Here is a 15,474-nt window from a genome sequence, read left to right as displayed (position 1 = left end):
CATGAATTGTCACCTCAATCTGTTATACACGTTCCCTCAAACAAGACCGTTCAGTCCATTCGACATAGAAAAACCGGATCATATCATACGATATCATCCGGTTCCTTCCTTAATGACACAGTCGAATCAACAAGGGTGAACGGATTCGAAAGGGAAGCAGCTGCGGCTTCCGATTGTGCTAGACTTGCCTCGGTCACCACCGGTTCTTGACGTCTGAGTTTAAATGCTCGCTCGAGACGGCTCGTCAACAAGTTGAAAATAAAGATGAGCGCAGCAAGTGACATGGCCGGGACGAGAAACAAGTGATTCGTCATCCATGTCATCGCAGTGAACTGTCTGAAATAATACCCGAACATCGAAGACCACTCATAGACGGTCGGCATAATCCCTTCATGTAACATGACCGTTCCTCCGAAGAAAATCCCAAACAGTGAGAGATGAATGAGCAACATGAGCGTCTGAACAAACTGTTGCATGAAGACGATCACGAGGGTTGGGACGAGATGCGGGAAAAGGTGCAATCTCACACGATGCCAGACACTGCCACCAAGCGTCTGAGCCACAATCATGAACTCTTGTTGAAGCAATTGGCGAATCTCTGTGATGAGGTATAACGTGACGGCCGGTAATCCGAGAACGACTAAGACGATTAGTTCAATCTTTACTCGATCCCATAATGGAGGCACCTGTGTCGAATCATAGAATGTCAGTGTTCCTACTAACATCATCAATGCAATTAATGAAATCGGCAGTATCAAAAAGCCGTCCAATAGCGTTTTAAAGAATTGATTTAAGCGAGTTCCCCTGAAAGCAAGGGGAATGCCAATCAATAATCCGATGACCATCCGTCCGAATGCGACGAGCGCACAGATGCCAACGGTCCACTTAAATCCTTCCACGAGCATTTGGAATAAATCATATCCCGCATTGTCCGTCCCGAGCCATTGATATTTTGACGGTTCTAATGGTGGGATTCCGATGAGTCTCCCTTCATCAGAGTAGAGCATGAGGGTTTGATCAACGTTCCCATCACGAAACACGGTATTTCCAAAACTCATCAACAATAGACCCGCTACGATGACAAAGCAGAAGAGAAAAATTGGGTCACGCATTAATACTCGACGCATCAAATCCCTCCTTTCCATGCATTCGGAATAATCCATTCAATCAGTAAATCCAATAGAAAAATCGGGATATAGATGACGAATAAGATGACCAGTAAGATCTCCATTTGCGGGTTGTAGACGGCGAATCGGAATAACCCTTGAACGTTAAATAGATATTCGACAATCAAAAGTGTCGATAAGATGGTAATGATGTTCGAACGGAAAAAGAGGTAAAACCGATAAATGATATTCGGTAATAAGTGTTTCCAAAACAGTCCACTCGGTCGAATCCCTTTCGCTTGTGCGAGTTCGAGATACGGAATGGCTTCTTGTTCATGGATATGGATGGTCAGCCATTTGATGAAGAAGAACAACGTCGTCAGTGTCAAGGTGACAATCGGGAGAAACCGAATATACTCTGCGAACCCGCCGGCCACTTCGATTCGATCGAACCCCGTCGACTTATGGATTGTAATCGCAAGAAATTGAGAAAAAATTAACCAGAATAAATCTGGTACCATCTCGAGTGTCTGACTCGTTTGGTGCAGGACGGTGCGAACCCTTCTACCGTTCCTGTAATAGAAATATGCATAGAAGAGACCAAGCGCAGTCGACACGGCGAGCGCCGTCGTAAAAATGATGACCGACTCTTTGACGAGGGGTCCAAGTTCCGGCAAAAGAGGTAAGTCTGTTTGAGCGGTGATATTGTAGTATGTAATCTCGTCAAGCTTTTGAAGTTGGTTCAGCTGTTGCTCGATACCGCTCCAATAACTCGTCAAACTAAAATCGGTCTGAACGACAAGCGTCGGTAACGCACTAATTGCGATCAAGACAAAACATGCGATGACAAGATGTGCAGATTTTCTTGCAATATAAGCCATAATAATTCGATCTCCTTTGGATGACATATCTCAATGAAAAGTGTAAAAGGATGTCCGGTTGATTGTTCATTTTCTAAAGGGAATAATATCCAAAGACACTTTCCACTGATTCTAGCACATTTATTATGTGAATAGAAACAATTTTCAGAAATCATTATGGATAATGATGTATGCTATAATGAATTTGTAGAAATATTTAGGAGGTTGAAGCATGTGGATTATTTTTGGATTGGCGGCGATTGGGGCAACGCTTATTAATTTGACTGTCTTTATGATGGAGAAGGATTATAAACTGACAATGGCAATCGCCTTATCCTTGACAGCGCTGACGTTATGCGCAGAATATAGCTTGCTAAACATGTGGGTAGAAGCTAAGGACTGGGGTGCCATAACGGATGTCGTACCTGGTATGTCGCGTGCACTGTGGTTCTTGACGATTGCGGCAATCTTTATGAATATCCTTCCAATCTTTTTAGAGAGAAAACGAAACAGGATGAAGGAATCGAAATGATTGGTAGGACGTTCAAGAAATTCCGGTCATTTGGTGCATGACAATGAATCATAAACTTATTGCGATTCTCGCTAATCCATTTGGTGTTTTCATTTTTGTCGTAATTTCACTGTCTTTGATATGGCAGGCCATACTCCGTTTCTTATCGTCTCATTATATCTTGTTCATAACCAATTTAGTCGGAGGTCTGGGTTTTATCGTCATGATGTTGTTTTTATGGCATACGTACAGAAGTCAATCATAGTAAAACGTGTTCAAAGCTATAAAATTAGCTTTGAACACGTTTTGTTTTTGAGTTTCACGCAATCAATCATCTGAACGAGTTGAGTATAATAGCTCACCGTCAAGTGAGCGCAACTCATAATCGATTCCTGATTGCATCTGCTTCGTCATCGTCGCACGACATGAAAATAGTTGTCCCGGACCATACGCAACATCCGGAATTTCCTTGAAGCCGTATGCCCGCTCGCCGAACCATAACGTCACGTTCGATGAACCCTTCGAGGACTGATCATTCACGACGTAACATTCTCCTGTCTCGACGATGTAATTCGTCGTCATACGGTCGTACGTCTCCATCCCGGCCATTCCAAGTATAGCAACTGATGCGAAAACAGCGAGAAAGACTTTTCCTAATTTCACACGATTGCGTGTCTTCCACCACTCTCTCCAGTAGATGACAAGAGATCCTAAACACAATAATCCAATGAACCAAGTGAGTACAATTTCCAACAACCGAATCACCTCGTTTTACATTACGACTTTCTTCAAAAAAGGATTCGTGTCCGCTCACAAAAAAACTCGACACATGTCGAGTTTAAGGTAATTCATACTCCAATTTTCGCTTTTGCCAAGCGACAAGGAGGATACTGATGATGACGAGTAGGAACCAGGACGACAGTTTTCCTAAATCAACGATGGCCCAACCGTTCAATTGGTCCGGATACGCCCAGCCGTTGTAGAACGTGACAATATTTTCAGCGAGCCAGATAAAGCAGGCAATCAAGAAGAATGACAGGACGACCGGCATCTCAAATCGTCGATCGTCGAGTTTATACGAGACAACCGAGCGACCGAACGCCAAAAAGATGAATGCAATCAACAGCCACCGTAGGTCTAACCAAACATGGTGCCAAAAAAAGTTGAAGTAAATGGCGATGCCAAGTCCGAAGGCGATGATTGGGTGCGGCATCTTCGTAAATCGTAAATCGAGACGACGCCATGCCTGGACGACGTAACTACCAACGCTCGCATACATAAATCCGGCATAGAGCGGGACACCCCACACTTTTGTGAACGCCTCATCCGGATAACTCCATGACCCCATCTGCACCTTGAATAATTCAAGTCCAAGACCGATGACATGGAACCAGCTGATGACCTTCACTTCTTCCATCGTCTCGAGCCCCGTCTTCACAAGGACGACTTGAACGAACAAACACCAGATGAGTAAAACGTCATATCGTGGGAGTGGTAACTCTACAAACTTTGTGACGGCAAGCGCTCCGAAGATGGCGACCGGAAAGATACAACTAAGTGCCTGTTCGTAAGCGAAGATAAAGAGATAACGTATACGTCCCATCCGTTGTCCTACCTTTCGATGTATTCATATAAAAATGAGGATTCGCCATCATAAAACCGCGGGTCAAAGACGCCGAGCCGTTCTTCGTTTGCCACGATGACGACGAACGGCGACCATTTGGTCAATGTGCGTGCCTCTTGATTCACTTCAAACAATGGTTCAAGACTCGCCTTTTCGGCACTCGTCAATTCGTATTGCAAGGTCGCTTCTTGATATATCGAATCTTGAAAGAGCGATACGTCCTCATCAGTCTTCGTAATGACCGTGAACTGAGTCGGGATAAATGAAGCCGAGAGCGCCACTTCGTCATATTCCTTTGAATAAGACTGATATAAATAGGCGCCCTGCGCACTTTGAAGCGCGACATAAAGAACGAGGGCAGCCCATGCATACCGATACGTCTTATACCGGACTTCTTGTTTACGTGTGACGAGCCAGGCGACCAAGAAGATTCCCCAATAGACAAAATCGACAATCGGAATCACACCAAATGTGATCCTCACGTCCGAGATCGGTTCGAAGTAGCCCGTTCCCCATGCATTGAACAAGTCAGATGTGTTGTGTATGAAGACAGACAACAGTGCCCACCAAAAATAGCGAATGTCCGTCACGCGAAAGAGGAGGCGAACGAGTATGTAGATGAGCAAGGCAAAGAGTGGGACGAGAAAAATCGAGTGGGTGATGCCGCGATGCCACATCTGATACATGCCTTCCGTGTCCCATAGCCGTGAAATTACATCACTGTCCGGGATTTGGCTCCCGACGAGTGTCGTGACGAACAAGGCTCGTTTTTCATGTTGTTGTAAATCCCGTTTATCGGCTGCACCGTATAGCGTCAAACCGAATAACGTATGTGTAATCGTATCCACGTTCTACCTCCATAGCGAAAGAGACACCTCCCAGTCCTGGACGATGTCTCTTCTTATTAATTCTCTTTATCCATTTTCATGGCGCGCCTTGCGACGATCGTTACGAAAATGACAGCGACAATCGGAATGATCAATGGCATCCAATTCAACATCCGCCTGTCCCCCTTCATCTAGTGTCGCAAGCAGTATAGCACATCTGCTTACTCGATGGATGAATGAATGCTTGTATATTCATAAGTAATTGCCATCTTCTCAATCGTTGCTTTCATATGATTACGAAGCGTGAACGGTTCAACCACTTCTACCTGTGACCCTAAAGAGAGCAACCAGTAAATAAATCCGTCAGAAACGGCCGCATCGAAACGGATGAGGAAGCGTTCTCCATGTTCAGAAACAGAAACGTCTTCCCCTAACTTGTCAAAGATGACCGGGAGAACGCGTTCGTCGACGGACAAAACGATTTGTTCATCAGATCCGTTATACATATTGAATGATTTTTGATAGTAATCATCAGGTAAATGATGCTTCGGACGAATGGTGCCATCTTCCACGATCTCCGAGTTGACGATGCGGTCAACCCGGTAGTTCCGCACCTCTCCGATTGATTCGTCGATCCCGATCAAGTAGTACTGCTCGTGATTCCAATGCAAATCGATCGGATTAACGACGTATCGCTCTCCGTCACGGCGGAGCGGGAACGTTCGTTTCGTCACATCGAATCCGACGACGTCTGTATATTGGAACGAGATGGCTTTCCGTTCATGAATGGCCCGTTGGATACGATCGATATGGTAAGGAATGTGTCCATGTTTTTTCTTCGGCGTCTTGATGATCGATTGTAGCGTCTTCGCTTCAGGGATACTCGTCAGCATTTGAAGTTTCTCTACAATTTCCTCGGTCACGTCTTCCGAGATAAATTTCGCTGCGACAATCGCATCGACCATCATCCGGAGTTCATGAATCTCAAATAAGCGGGCCGAATGCCAATACTTTTTGGCGAGACCATTCTTCTCCAATTCATCCTGCACTTCAAACCCCGAATTATTCAGTGCCTGGATATCGTCTTTCACCGATTTTTTTGCTAACTTAGAAGTATCTCCTATCGTTGACAAGTACTCGAGCAAATCTTCTAGTGTCTTTGGATTCGCTTCGTCCGTGTAACGTTCGAAGAAACGTCGAACTTCAAGTAACCGCTCTCGATTATTCACGGTTCTATCCCCTTTCGTTTCTCTATCTAAATTATGTATAAACAGACATTATCATTTTATTTCCACGAAATAAAGGTATTTTCCATTACAAACTGTTTAAGGAGGCGCCATCTCTAGTGAAATATTATGCACACGTCAACGGCTCAAAAATCGAATATATAGACCGTGGTCACGGTCCCGTCATCGTACTGATTCATGGGACCCAATCCTCGAGTCTAGAACCATACCATGTGGACCAACTCGTTTTGTCCGGTTTCCGGGTCATTGTCCCATCTCGGCCTGGATATGGAGAAACTCCCTACACTTTTTCAGCATCGCCTCAAGCGTTTGCGACACAACTCCATCACTTGATGCAAATGCTAGATATTGATCGATATCATGTCTATGGCATCTCTGCCGGAGGACCGACCGCCATCGAGCTCGCTTCACAGAATCAGCGTGTACTCAGCTTGACACTCGCTGCCGCCGTAACGAGTGTCGTCGATTTCCCGTATCGGGACACGATCAGTCGAAATATCGTCCAGCCGGCATTCATCGCCCTTCAATACATCATGAAACAGTTCATCGCTCGTGCCATTCAAAAACATCCATTCGAAGCGACGGCCCGTATGATTCAATCGACGAGTGTGTTGGCACTCGAGACGATTCGAGAAGAGGTATCACCCTATGACATCTTCCTCCTAAAACGTGTCGCGAATCAGATGGCGTTTGGACTTGGCGCACAGTTCGATTTAAAACAACGTGTCTCAAGTGAGGTCTTACTCGGTGTCACCTGCCCGACCTACATCGTCCATTCAAAAAATGACAAGGCCGTCCCCGTTCGTCATGCGCATTACGCGAAGCGATTGATCCCGCATGCTCAGTTAACAATCCTGAACAGCCCAGGACACCTCATTTGGGTCGGACGACAAGCGAGAAAATCAGAGCGACAAATCGAACGGTTTATCCGATTCAACTCGTAAGCATCTCAAAAAGAGGTGCTTTTTTACGTATCTAACCCGAGGGCATCAATCAATTGATTCGTCGTATGTTCCGGTAGTCGCCAGACAACATCCGTTCGCTCAAGATGCGTGATGACACTCGGACGGTTCGGTTGACCGAGCCACAGCTGATAGCGTTCTTGCTTTCCACCTTTAAATTGCAGCAAGAGATCAAAATCGGGTGCCACATCAATTTCGATATCTTCGATTTCTTCTGAACTTCGTAGCATTTCCGCGAACACCCGCACCTGGCTCAATTCATGAAACTCTAACTTCACTTCTGGATTCATTATTCCGCGCACCGTTGACTCCGCCACCATCACGCGTTCAACTTCTTCATTCTCAATTTCTCCAATCGGATCTCCAAATGGTGCGGTAATCGTTCGAATCGCATCAACCCACTTCATCATTTGATTCATTCTCTCACCTCTCTCTTCTCTTCATCTATACGTAGATCCAATCGAAACGGTTTCAACATTTGGAAAAATTAAAAAGCCGAGCAAACGCTCAGCTTTTACATTCATACATATTTCCAACCGACTAAACTTGCCTCGTCTCCGACGTAGCGGACCCGTTTCTCACCCTCACTCGGGAAGACGCGAAGGGTTGCCACGGCGTCACCGTCGTTGACGAAACATTCGACACTCGACGAGTCGACATACAGCTGAAGGGACGTGACCTCAATCACTTTTGTCCGGGTCGTCCCAAACTCCGTCGCGAACGGTTCACCCGCGTTTGTCCGATCGATGGTCAATTCGTTTGTATCTTTCTCGTACCGAATCACGAGCGACTCATCTTCTGTCTTCAACAGTTCAAGTTTGAAGTCTTCTCCAGCTGTCGACAGTTCCAATTCAAAACGTTCGGGTGAGATCACGTCAAGCCGTGTCCCGGATTCGTTGACAAACTGGTCTTGTCGGAGTTGTTTCATTTCTAGGACTGGGCGTTGTTTCAATACGCCATCTTCAAGCGAGAGTTCTCGAGGAAGCGTCAACGCATGTGCCCAGCCGTACCGGTCTGTCGGATATTCAATCTCCGGTAGGCCCATCCAGCCGACTAGAATGCGACGACCGTCATGCTCCGTCGATTGCGGGGCGTAAAAGTCGAAACCGAAGTCGAGCTCTTCAAACGACTCGTGCGTGAAGACGAGCGTCTCTAAATCAAGAGTGCCTGTGACGTATCCAGATTGATAGATGTTGTGATAGCGATGACCTTCAGGCTCAATCCCTTGCGGAGAAAAAATGAGGACATGCCTTCCATTCAGTTCAAACACGTCAGGACATTCCCACATGTAACCGAACTGCTCGAGCTCCGTCTTCACTTCACCTAAAAACGTCCAATCATTCAAGTCGGTCGAACGATATAAGACGACACATCCTGTCTCATCCGTTCGCTGTGCACCGACAATCGCATAATATGATCCATCTTCTTCCCATACTTTCGGATCGCGGAAATGTTCCGTGTAACCGGCCGGAATATCCGGAATGGCCACGTTGCGCCGCTCGATCATCCCGTCACGTAAGACACCGATAATTTGCGAGGCGTGACGCGTCCAATCGTCCGTACGATGATTCCCGGTATACATGACGTGAAGGGTGTCGTTTACGACGAACCCACTTCCAGAATAGGCACCGTGGGAATCCTCCTTCGTTTCAGGGACTAACGCCACCCCGCGGTCGGTCCAATGGACGAGATTTTTCGAACTGACATGATACCAATGTTTGAGACCGTGAACTGGTCCGAGCGGGAACCATTGATAGAATAGATGGTACTCTCCATCGTAATATGCGAAGCCGTTCGGGTCATTGAGGAGGCCCGTCGGCGGCTGGATGTGGTACCCAAACCGCCACGGGGATGCGGCCGTCTTTGCACGGAGCACCTCCATTTCGAGGGCGCTCACGTCACGGAGTGAACGATAACGTTCGGCCTTCGTCCAATTCATAGTGTCACTTCCTTTTTCGTTACGCGGCTTGTTTGACCGCTTCTTTTTTTGCTTGTCGTTTCGCAAGGATGAATGTCAATCCGAATGTCACGGCGAATGCGATCGCCATACCAATGATATACGAGATGATCGAACCCGGTGCGATTGAAATAATACCTGGTAATCCGGCAGCACCGAGCGCTACTGCCAATACGTCGTTTCCAACGATGAATGCAGACGCAACGGCTGAACCAACGATGGCTGCGATGAATGGATAACGAAGTTTTAAGTTGACCCCGAACATGGCAGGCTCTGTGATTCCAAGTAATGCAGAGATTCCTGATGCTGAGGCGACACCTTTCATCTTCTTATCAGCAGTCAAGAAGAAGACGGCAAGGGTAGCAGCCCCTTGTGCAACGTTTGACATCGCAGCAATCGGGAAGATGAACGATCCCCCTGTTTCAGCGATATCGGCGAGAAGTTGTGTCTCAATTGCGATGAAGCTATGGTGCATCCCCGTGATAACGATTGGAGCGTAGAGAAGACCCATGATCAAGCCACCGACGAACCCGAGTGAATCGTACGTCCATACCAACCCATCAATGATCAAGTTCCCTGCTTCACGAGTGATCGGTCCGACGAAAGCGAACGTGATGAACGCTGTGAAGAGGAGTGAGAGCAATGGCGTAAGCAAGATATCTAGTGACGCCGGCATAAACTTCCGAATGTTAATTTCAAGCTTCGATAAAATATACGTCGAGACGAGGACTGGTAAGACTTGTCCTTGGTATCCTAACTTCTCAATCTCGAGTCCGAAAATGTTCCAAACCGGAATCTCTTCAACACTTGCCTGAGCGTATGCATTGATCAAGTCCGGGTGGACCATGATCATCCCGAGCGCTGCACCTAGGTACGGGTTACCACCGAACCGTTTGGCTGCGGAGAACCCTATGAGTACAGGAAGGAAGACGAAGGCGGCGTTTGCGAACGTATTGATCATCGCTGCGAGGTCGGCCATGCCTGGATACTGGTCAATCAACGAACGTCCATCAAAGAACAAATCCGGTGCCGTCAATAAGTTGTTGATTCCCATCAAGAGACCGCCGGCGACGATGGCCGGGATGATTGGAACGAAGATATCCGATAACATTTTGACGAACTGTTGGAGCGGGTTCATTTTTTTCGCTCCGGCTGACTTCACGTCTGTCGTCGACATGTCTCCAAGGCCAGTCAATTGTGAAAATTCCGCATAGACCTTGTTGACCGTACCTTGTCCGATGATGATTTGATATTGTCCGCCTGTAGAGAATGTTCCCTTAACCACATCAAGTTGTTCGAGTGCTTTCTCATCGACCTTTGACTCATCGTTCAATACGAGTCGAAGGCGAGTCGCACAGTGCGCGGCTGCCGCAACGTTTTCTTTCCCACCAATCGCCTCTAGGATCGATGCTGCTTCTTTTTTGTAATCCATCTTCATTTCCCTCCTAACGTTTCATTCACAAGTTGTCGTGATGGAATTGCTGGAATGGCGCCATAAGCTGTACATGTCAATGCACCCGTTACGTTCGCATATTCAATGTCGGAACGTAAGCGCTCCGGGTCAAACCCGAGTGTTGCCAACCGATATAAGTAAGCTCCGACGAACGCATCTCCCGCTCCCGTCGAATCGATACTGTCGATTGAGATTGAAGGAACGATTTCATGATGCGTGCTTGTCGCAATCAACGTCCCACGAGACCCTAGTGTGATGGCAATCTGTTTTGCCCCTAATTCAAGCAGTGCACGAACAGCGTCTTCTAGTTGTTCTTCTCCGGTTAACAAGTATGCTTCTTCTTCGCTCAGTTTAATGAAGTCCGATTCCGCGATGAAGTGTCTTGCATCTTGTTTAAATTGCTCGAGGTCCGTGATCAATGCATCTCGATAGTTCGGGTCGAACGAGATAAACAAGCCATCCCGCTTTGCAAATTGCAATAACTTGAAGTACGCGTCTTTCAATTTTCCATCAAGTAGTGCTGTCGCCGAGCCGAAATGAATGATGTCCCCTGACTCGATCACCGATAAGTCGATCGACTCGAAGGCATACTCCCCGTCACTTCCGCGACGGAATGTGAAGTCCCGCTCTCCGTCCTCTTGAATCGATACGAATGCGAACGTCGTGTCTCCAGACTCCACAAGGTTTTCTGTTCGGACGCCGTTTTCGACCAACGTCTGTTTCAAGAAGAGACCAAACGGGTCATCTCCAACCTGTCCGAGGAAACTAGATTGCCCCCCGTGCTTACTGACGACTGCCGCGACATTCGCAGGTGCGCCTCCCGCCTTCTTGACGAACGTCGTCCCGTTCACGAGATCGCTAGACGCATCCTCGCATACCCAATCAATCAATAATTCGCCGATACAATGTACGGTGTTCATATCGTCCACCTCCATAAATCATATGAGTTCTTTATACAATTGGTACCGGTTCCATTTTAGAATAAAAAAATGTTGCGGAACCGGTTCCACAACACAAATGTAAACGATTTAATTTAACTTGTCAACGCTTTCGCGCACTTTTAGTTCAAAAATTGTGAACGTTTTCATTGAAACGTGTTCACCTTGCAACAGCTGTAGCATCATGTCGGCAGCTTTCGCACCAGTTCGGCGATAAGGAAGGTGTACCGTCGTGATGGATGGATGCAGGACTTCCGTGAAATCATATCCTCCAAATCCACTGACAGAGACATCTCTTGGGACAGAGACCCCTTGATTCGCTAATCCTTTCAGGACGCCTAAGGCAATGTTGTCGGTCGCACAAACGATTAAGGAAACAGAGCCAACATTATCCGCCAACTGTTCACCGATTGGAATGGCATCCTCAATCTTAAACGTCGTTTGAATGACTTTGACATTTGCCTCCGACTCTTGAAACGCCCGCAAAAATCCGTCACGGCGTGCTTGACCGACCGCGATATCCGATTCATACACCCCGACATAGACCACGTTTCGATGACCCCACTCCGTGAACTGTTTACCGAGCGCATAGGCCGCATCATAGTCAGGATAGACGAGACTATGGACATTGTCATGTTGCTGACCAATCAACAAGACCGGGATTTGAATCGCCTCAATCGCCTCAAGATGACGTTCCGTGACCGTCGTCCCGAGCCAGATGATTCCAGCAACTTTTTGTTTGGCCAAATTATATAGCTGTTCGATTTCTCGTTCCGTCTGTTGTGCTGTATTGACGACGAGCATTTGATATCCTCGTTCCGTGAGCTGTTCATCAATCCCCATCATCGTCCGTGAGGCGGCATACGAATCAAGCCGTGGAACGATGACCCCAATCATCTTCGTCTGTTTCGACTTGAGACTTTGAGCGAACTGATTCGGCTCATAGTTCGTATCTCGAATGACCCGGTCGAGTTTTTCCCTTGTTGCCTTTCCGACCGATCCACCGTTCAGATAGCGTGAGACCGTACTTTTGGCGACACCAGCGAGCTCCGCAATGTCTTTAATGGTGACTTGCTTCATCCTTACCCCTCCATATGAAAAAAGCTGACGTGCGAGACGCCGTCAGCTTAATGGTTTACCACATATCGTTTCTTGAAATTTAAGTAATACAAACCGTTCCGCTTTTCGAACCCGTTCTGAATGAGAATATGATGCATCTCTTGTTGATGTGGGCTCGTCGGTGGGATGCCAGCCCGGACTGTTTGTCCATCCATCAATTTTGAGTCCAGTAAGGCAAGTCGCAAACCTTCCGTCGCATATCCTTTGTTTTTGTACGCATCGAACACCATCAGGTCGAGTTGGTATACGCGGGCAAGCTTGAGTAACAAGACTTTACCGACCAGTTTGTCATCGACCATCAAGTCGTAATAGAAGTCTTCTCCATAACTATGCTCTTCTGCGTGATAAAGTTGCTCGGACCCCATTTCTTCGAGAATCCCTTTCAACTCTTCAGCAGAAACGCCATATGCGTTTTCTCCATACTTCTGAAAATGTTCATATTCAATCTCATCAATCTGGCGAATAGGTTGACGCACGATGTTCATCCCGTGCCCTCCTTAACTAGTAGTTCAATATCTGTCTGCGCTTATTATAAACGAATCCCTTCATGAAGCGCAAAAGATAACCGAACGTCAAATCGGTTCGATATGAATATGCACCGAATCGACCGCATGCTGTTCATCTAATTTCCGTTCGATGTCATCACATAATTCATGGGCCGCGTCCACGGTCAAATCGCCATCGACTGCAATCGTCACGTCGAGCATCACGTGATTCCCTAGATGACGCCCTTTGATTTCCCGAACTTCTTTCACCCGCTCAAATTGTTCAATCGTCTCCTCATAGGACTCGACGAGGTGCGGAGGGAACCCGTCAGAAAGCTGATGGGTGGCATCTAAAAAGATTTGGATCGCTGTCCGGATGATCATGCCGGCAATCACAATTGCTAAGACCGTGTCCATCCAAGACAGTTGAAAATAAGCAAATAGCACACCAAGCGTGGCTCCGACTGAAATCATCGCATCGGCCAAATTGTCTTTCGCTGCCGCCTTAAGTGCCAATGACTTTGTCTTCTTCGCGAGGTTCAAGTTGAACCGATACACCCCGAACATGACGAGCGCACTGACGAAGGCGACGACCGCCGCCAACGGGTTCGGCTCTGTATACTCGCCCCCGATTAAATTCGACAGACTGTTAAAGAAGACGAAAATACCGACCCCAATCATAATCAATGAAGCGATGAGTGCAGAGATCGTCTCCATCTTCGCATGACCATATTTATGCTCGGCATCCCGTGGCAATGCAGCCACCCGAATGCCAATATAGACCGCGACTGATGCAATTATATCCGTCGTATTGTTGAATCCATCGGCTAGGACCGCCTCAGATTCATATAAGTATCCGAAGAATACCTTTAGTATAGATAAGATCAAATATGCCGTAATCGACACAATCGCTCCTTTGAGCGCTTTTGGTGGATGATTTGTTGTTTCCATCCGCCCACCTCCTTAATTAGCTCAGTTAGTATAGCAGGTGAACTTCGTGTGGGGATAGAGAAACAATGTTTCTTACAGCCAAAATAAATGGAATATATTCCCGGTAGTTTCGTTTAACAAATTTTATGGTAAAGTAAACAGGAAGAGACCTTAGGGTTAAACCGCAAAAAGAGGTGAAACAGATGTTTACAGAACGTGATGGGATCAAATTACGACTGGAACAAATTGACAGATTGTTAATCGATTTGAATCGCGAGGCAAAGCAATTGATGGCACGTCTCCGCGAATTAGATGCTTCTGGTGAAAATCCGCACGAAGTATCTTTGAAACCTGAAGAACGCGATACGTTGAAATCGTCAATCGATGAAACGCTTGAAGCGCTACAAAGCCGTTCAAAACGTCCGATGAACGTGAACGACGAGAAGAAGAAAGAACTCGCTTCTCATAAAGCACTCATCGATGAATTATCAGACTTACTCAGCAAGAAAAAATGAGACGCACCTGCGTCTCATTTTTTATGAAGGAGCCCGAATCATGTATATTGTAACCACTTGTTTACGTCCGACAGATGATGTCTTATCTCGAGCGCATACGCATGCCACAGAATACAAGATGAAATTTGTCGACCGGCGCAAACTTTCCATCGACGAGTTGAAGAAACGTCATCAACGAGATGTACTTGTATTTGATAAACGACGTGTCGAGTTCACACCTCTGCATAGTACAGAACCGTTCTTTTTCCACCCATCGAGCTCCGTCTTTCGGGTGAAGCAACTGAGCCGAGGTGGATCAGATCCACTCATTGACGCCATGCAAGCAACTCCGGGTGATCATATTCTAGATTGTACACTCGGACTCGGCTCGGACAGTATCGTCATGAGCCATGTCGCCGGTTCAAACGGTAAAGTAATTGGCCTTGAGAGTCAATTCATTACGGCACAACTCGTCCGAGAAGGCATGTCCGTATGGGTCGAAAAAGATGAGCAGGTCAATGAGGCGATGCGACGCATTGAGGTCGTTCACTCCAACTCTCTTGACTATTTGAAAACGTGTGCGGAAAATTCGTTTGATTGTATCTACTTTGATCCGATGTTTGAAAAGACGATTTCAGAATCGGTTCATCTGAACCCACTTCGCACAATCGCCGACACTTCCCCTCTCACGCAAGAATTGATTACCGAAGCAACACGAGTAGCCAAGAAACGAATTGTCTTGAAGGCGCATTTTGAGAGCGATACCTTTGAACGGTACGGTTTCGCTCACATAAAACGTAAAACGTCGAAGTTCCATTACGGATATATCGACCTTGAGTCTAAGTCTATTTAGTCAAATTGAACTAAATAGGTCTTTAGACTCCTTTTTCGTTTATTATTTTCTGAATATTGACATTAATCAGACACAAAGAGTACATTTACATCAAGCTCACACATTTTC

The 15,474-nt window shown here is 46.6% G+C and carries 17 protein-coding genes; 4 read left to right on the top strand and 13 right to left on the bottom strand.

Annotation, left to right across the window (positions count from 1 at the left end; genetic code table 11):
- Window positions 1-83 precede the first annotated feature (83 nt).
- Window positions 84-1,127, bottom strand: a complete 1,044-nt coding sequence (locus KNO68_RS03765; RefSeq protein ID WP_211781230.1) for an ABC transporter permease — start codon at window positions 1,125-1,127, stop codon at window positions 84-86.
- Complete coding sequence (locus KNO68_RS03760) at window positions 1,127-1,987, bottom strand: ABC transporter permease subunit (protein WP_215112060.1); 861 nt, start codon at window positions 1,985-1,987, stop codon at window positions 1,127-1,129. The genes KNO68_RS03765 and KNO68_RS03760 overlap by 1 nt, the downstream gene beginning before the upstream one ends.
- A gap of 211 nt (window positions 1,988-2,198) precedes the next feature.
- On the opposite strand from KNO68_RS03760, the gene KNO68_RS03755 reads away from it, so the two are divergent.
- Window positions 2,199-2,498 (top strand): hypothetical protein, encoded by a 300-nt coding sequence (locus KNO68_RS03755; RefSeq protein WP_215112059.1) that lies wholly within the window; start codon window positions 2,199-2,201, stop codon window positions 2,496-2,498.
- 306 nt (window positions 2,499-2,804) lie between these two features.
- Here KNO68_RS03755 and KNO68_RS03750 read toward each other — a convergent pair whose 3' ends face one another.
- From KNO68_RS03750 to KNO68_RS03735, 4 genes are all read right to left on the bottom strand, one after another.
- Entirely contained in the window at window positions 2,805-3,230 is a 426-nt protein-coding gene (locus KNO68_RS03750) for a hypothetical protein (RefSeq protein WP_215112058.1), read from the bottom strand.
- An 85-nt stretch (window positions 3,231-3,315) separates the two neighbouring features.
- Window positions 3,316-4,080: a DUF817 domain-containing protein gene (locus KNO68_RS03745; protein ID WP_074037060.1), complete on the bottom strand. Its 765-nt coding sequence runs from the start codon at window positions 4,078-4,080 to the stop codon at window positions 3,316-3,318.
- 8 nt (window positions 4,081-4,088) lie between these two features.
- Complete coding sequence (locus tag KNO68_RS03740; RefSeq protein ID WP_215112057.1) at window positions 4,089-4,949, bottom strand: metal-dependent hydrolase; 861 nt, start codon at window positions 4,947-4,949, stop codon at window positions 4,089-4,091.
- Between the two features lie 200 nt (window positions 4,950-5,149).
- The gene (locus KNO68_RS03735) at window positions 5,150-6,157 is read right to left on the bottom strand and encodes a helix-turn-helix transcriptional regulator (RefSeq protein WP_215112056.1); all 1,008 of its coding nucleotides are present in this window, start codon (window positions 6,155-6,157) and stop codon (window positions 5,150-5,152) included.
- 116 nt (window positions 6,158-6,273) lie between these two features.
- Here KNO68_RS03735 and KNO68_RS03730 point away from each other — a divergent pair, with 116 nt between their 5' ends.
- Window positions 6,274-7,119 (top strand): alpha/beta fold hydrolase, encoded by an 846-nt coding sequence (locus KNO68_RS03730; protein WP_215112055.1) that lies wholly within the window; start codon window positions 6,274-6,276, stop codon window positions 7,117-7,119.
- 23 nt (window positions 7,120-7,142) lie between these two features.
- Here KNO68_RS03730 and KNO68_RS03725 read toward each other — a convergent pair whose 3' ends face one another.
- The 7 genes from KNO68_RS03725 to KNO68_RS03695 form a co-directional block, all read right to left on the bottom strand.
- Complete coding sequence (locus tag KNO68_RS03725) at window positions 7,143-7,556, bottom strand: YhfM domain-containing protein (protein WP_215112054.1); 414 nt, start codon at window positions 7,554-7,556, stop codon at window positions 7,143-7,145.
- Window positions 7,557-7,657: 101 nt separating this feature from the next.
- Window positions 7,658-9,076: a glycoside hydrolase family 32 protein gene (locus KNO68_RS03720; protein WP_215112053.1), complete on the bottom strand. Its 1,419-nt coding sequence runs from the start codon at window positions 9,074-9,076 to the stop codon at window positions 7,658-7,660.
- 19 nt (window positions 9,077-9,095) lie between these two features.
- Entirely contained in the window at window positions 9,096-10,526 is a 1,431-nt protein-coding gene (locus tag KNO68_RS03715; protein ID WP_078146864.1) for a sucrose-specific PTS transporter subunit IIBC, read from the bottom strand.
- A gap of 2 nt (window positions 10,527-10,528) precedes the next feature.
- Window positions 10,529-11,467: a carbohydrate kinase family protein gene (locus KNO68_RS03710; protein WP_214684345.1), complete on the bottom strand. Its 939-nt coding sequence runs from the start codon at window positions 11,465-11,467 to the stop codon at window positions 10,529-10,531.
- 108 nt (window positions 11,468-11,575) lie between these two features.
- On the bottom strand, window positions 11,576-12,565 hold the full coding sequence (locus KNO68_RS03705) for a LacI family DNA-binding transcriptional regulator (protein ID WP_214688785.1): 990 nt from the start codon (window positions 12,563-12,565) through the stop codon (window positions 11,576-11,578).
- A 47-nt stretch (window positions 12,566-12,612) separates the two neighbouring features.
- A complete protein-coding gene (locus tag KNO68_RS03700; protein ID WP_214684347.1) occupies window positions 12,613-13,089 on the bottom strand; it encodes an N-acetyltransferase in 477 nt (158 codons plus the stop codon).
- An 87-nt stretch (window positions 13,090-13,176) separates the two neighbouring features.
- Entirely contained in the window at window positions 13,177-14,040 is an 864-nt protein-coding gene (locus tag KNO68_RS03695; protein WP_214734205.1) for a cation diffusion facilitator family transporter, read from the bottom strand.
- Between the two features lie 182 nt (window positions 14,041-14,222).
- Between KNO68_RS03695 and KNO68_RS03690 the strand changes: the two genes are divergently transcribed.
- Window positions 14,223-14,534 carry a hypothetical protein gene (locus tag KNO68_RS03690; RefSeq protein WP_012726238.1) on the top strand — a complete coding sequence of 104 codons (312 nt, stop codon included), beginning with the start codon at window positions 14,223-14,225 and terminating at the stop codon, window positions 14,532-14,534.
- Between the two features lie 40 nt (window positions 14,535-14,574).
- Window positions 14,575-15,366 (top strand): class I SAM-dependent methyltransferase, encoded by a 792-nt coding sequence (locus KNO68_RS03685; protein WP_078146859.1) that lies wholly within the window; start codon window positions 14,575-14,577, stop codon window positions 15,364-15,366.
- Window positions 15,367-15,474 lie beyond the last annotated feature (108 nt).

The sequence above is a fragment of the Exiguobacterium sp. s75 genome, assembly GCF_018617145.1.
Lineage (GTDB): Bacteria > Bacillota > Bacilli > Exiguobacteriales > Exiguobacteriaceae > Exiguobacterium > Exiguobacterium profundum.
This window is presented reverse-complemented; position numbering and strand designations above follow the sequence as displayed.

What these genes read in the sequence shown, in the direction of transcription:
- KNO68_RS03725 (WP_215112054.1), bottom strand. Translation starts at nt 7,556, where the DNA reads ATGAATCAAATGATGAAGTGGGTTGATGCGATTCGAACGATTACCGCA.
- KNO68_RS03715 (WP_078146864.1), bottom strand. Translation starts at nt 10,526, where the DNA reads ATGGATTACAAAAAAGAAGCAGCATCGATCCTAGAGGCGATTGGTGGG.
- KNO68_RS03695 (WP_214734205.1), bottom strand. Translation starts at nt 14,040, where the DNA reads ATGGAAACAACAAATCATCCACCAAAAGCGCTCAAAGGAGCGATTGTG.
- KNO68_RS03705 (WP_214688785.1), bottom strand. Translation starts at nt 12,565, where the DNA reads ATGAAGCAAGTCACCATTAAAGACATTGCGGAGCTCGCTGGTGTCGCC.
- KNO68_RS03685 (WP_078146859.1), top strand. Translation starts at nt 14,575, where the DNA reads ATGTATATTGTAACCACTTGTTTACGTCCGACAGATGATGTCTTATCT.
- KNO68_RS03710 (WP_214684345.1), bottom strand. Translation starts at nt 11,467, where the DNA reads ATGAACACCGTACATTGTATCGGCGAATTATTGATTGATTGGGTATGC.
- KNO68_RS03690 (WP_012726238.1), top strand. Translation starts at nt 14,223, where the DNA reads ATGTTTACAGAACGTGATGGGATCAAATTACGACTGGAACAAATTGAC.
- KNO68_RS03755 (WP_215112059.1), top strand. Translation starts at nt 2,199, where the DNA reads ATGTGGATTATTTTTGGATTGGCGGCGATTGGGGCAACGCTTATTAAT.
- KNO68_RS03720 (WP_215112053.1), bottom strand. Translation starts at nt 9,076, where the DNA reads ATGAATTGGACGAAGGCCGAACGTTATCGTTCACTCCGTGACGTGAGC.
- KNO68_RS03700 (WP_214684347.1), bottom strand. Translation starts at nt 13,089, where the DNA reads ATGAACATCGTGCGTCAACCTATTCGCCAGATTGATGAGATTGAATAT.
- KNO68_RS03765 (WP_211781230.1), bottom strand. Translation starts at nt 1,127, where the DNA reads ATGCGTCGAGTATTAATGCGTGACCCAATTTTTCTCTTCTGCTTTGTC.
- KNO68_RS03760 (WP_215112060.1), bottom strand. Translation starts at nt 1,987, where the DNA reads ATGGCTTATATTGCAAGAAAATCTGCACATCTTGTCATCGCATGTTTT.
- KNO68_RS03745 (WP_074037060.1), bottom strand. Translation starts at nt 4,080, where the DNA reads ATGGGACGTATACGTTATCTCTTTATCTTCGCTTACGAACAGGCACTT.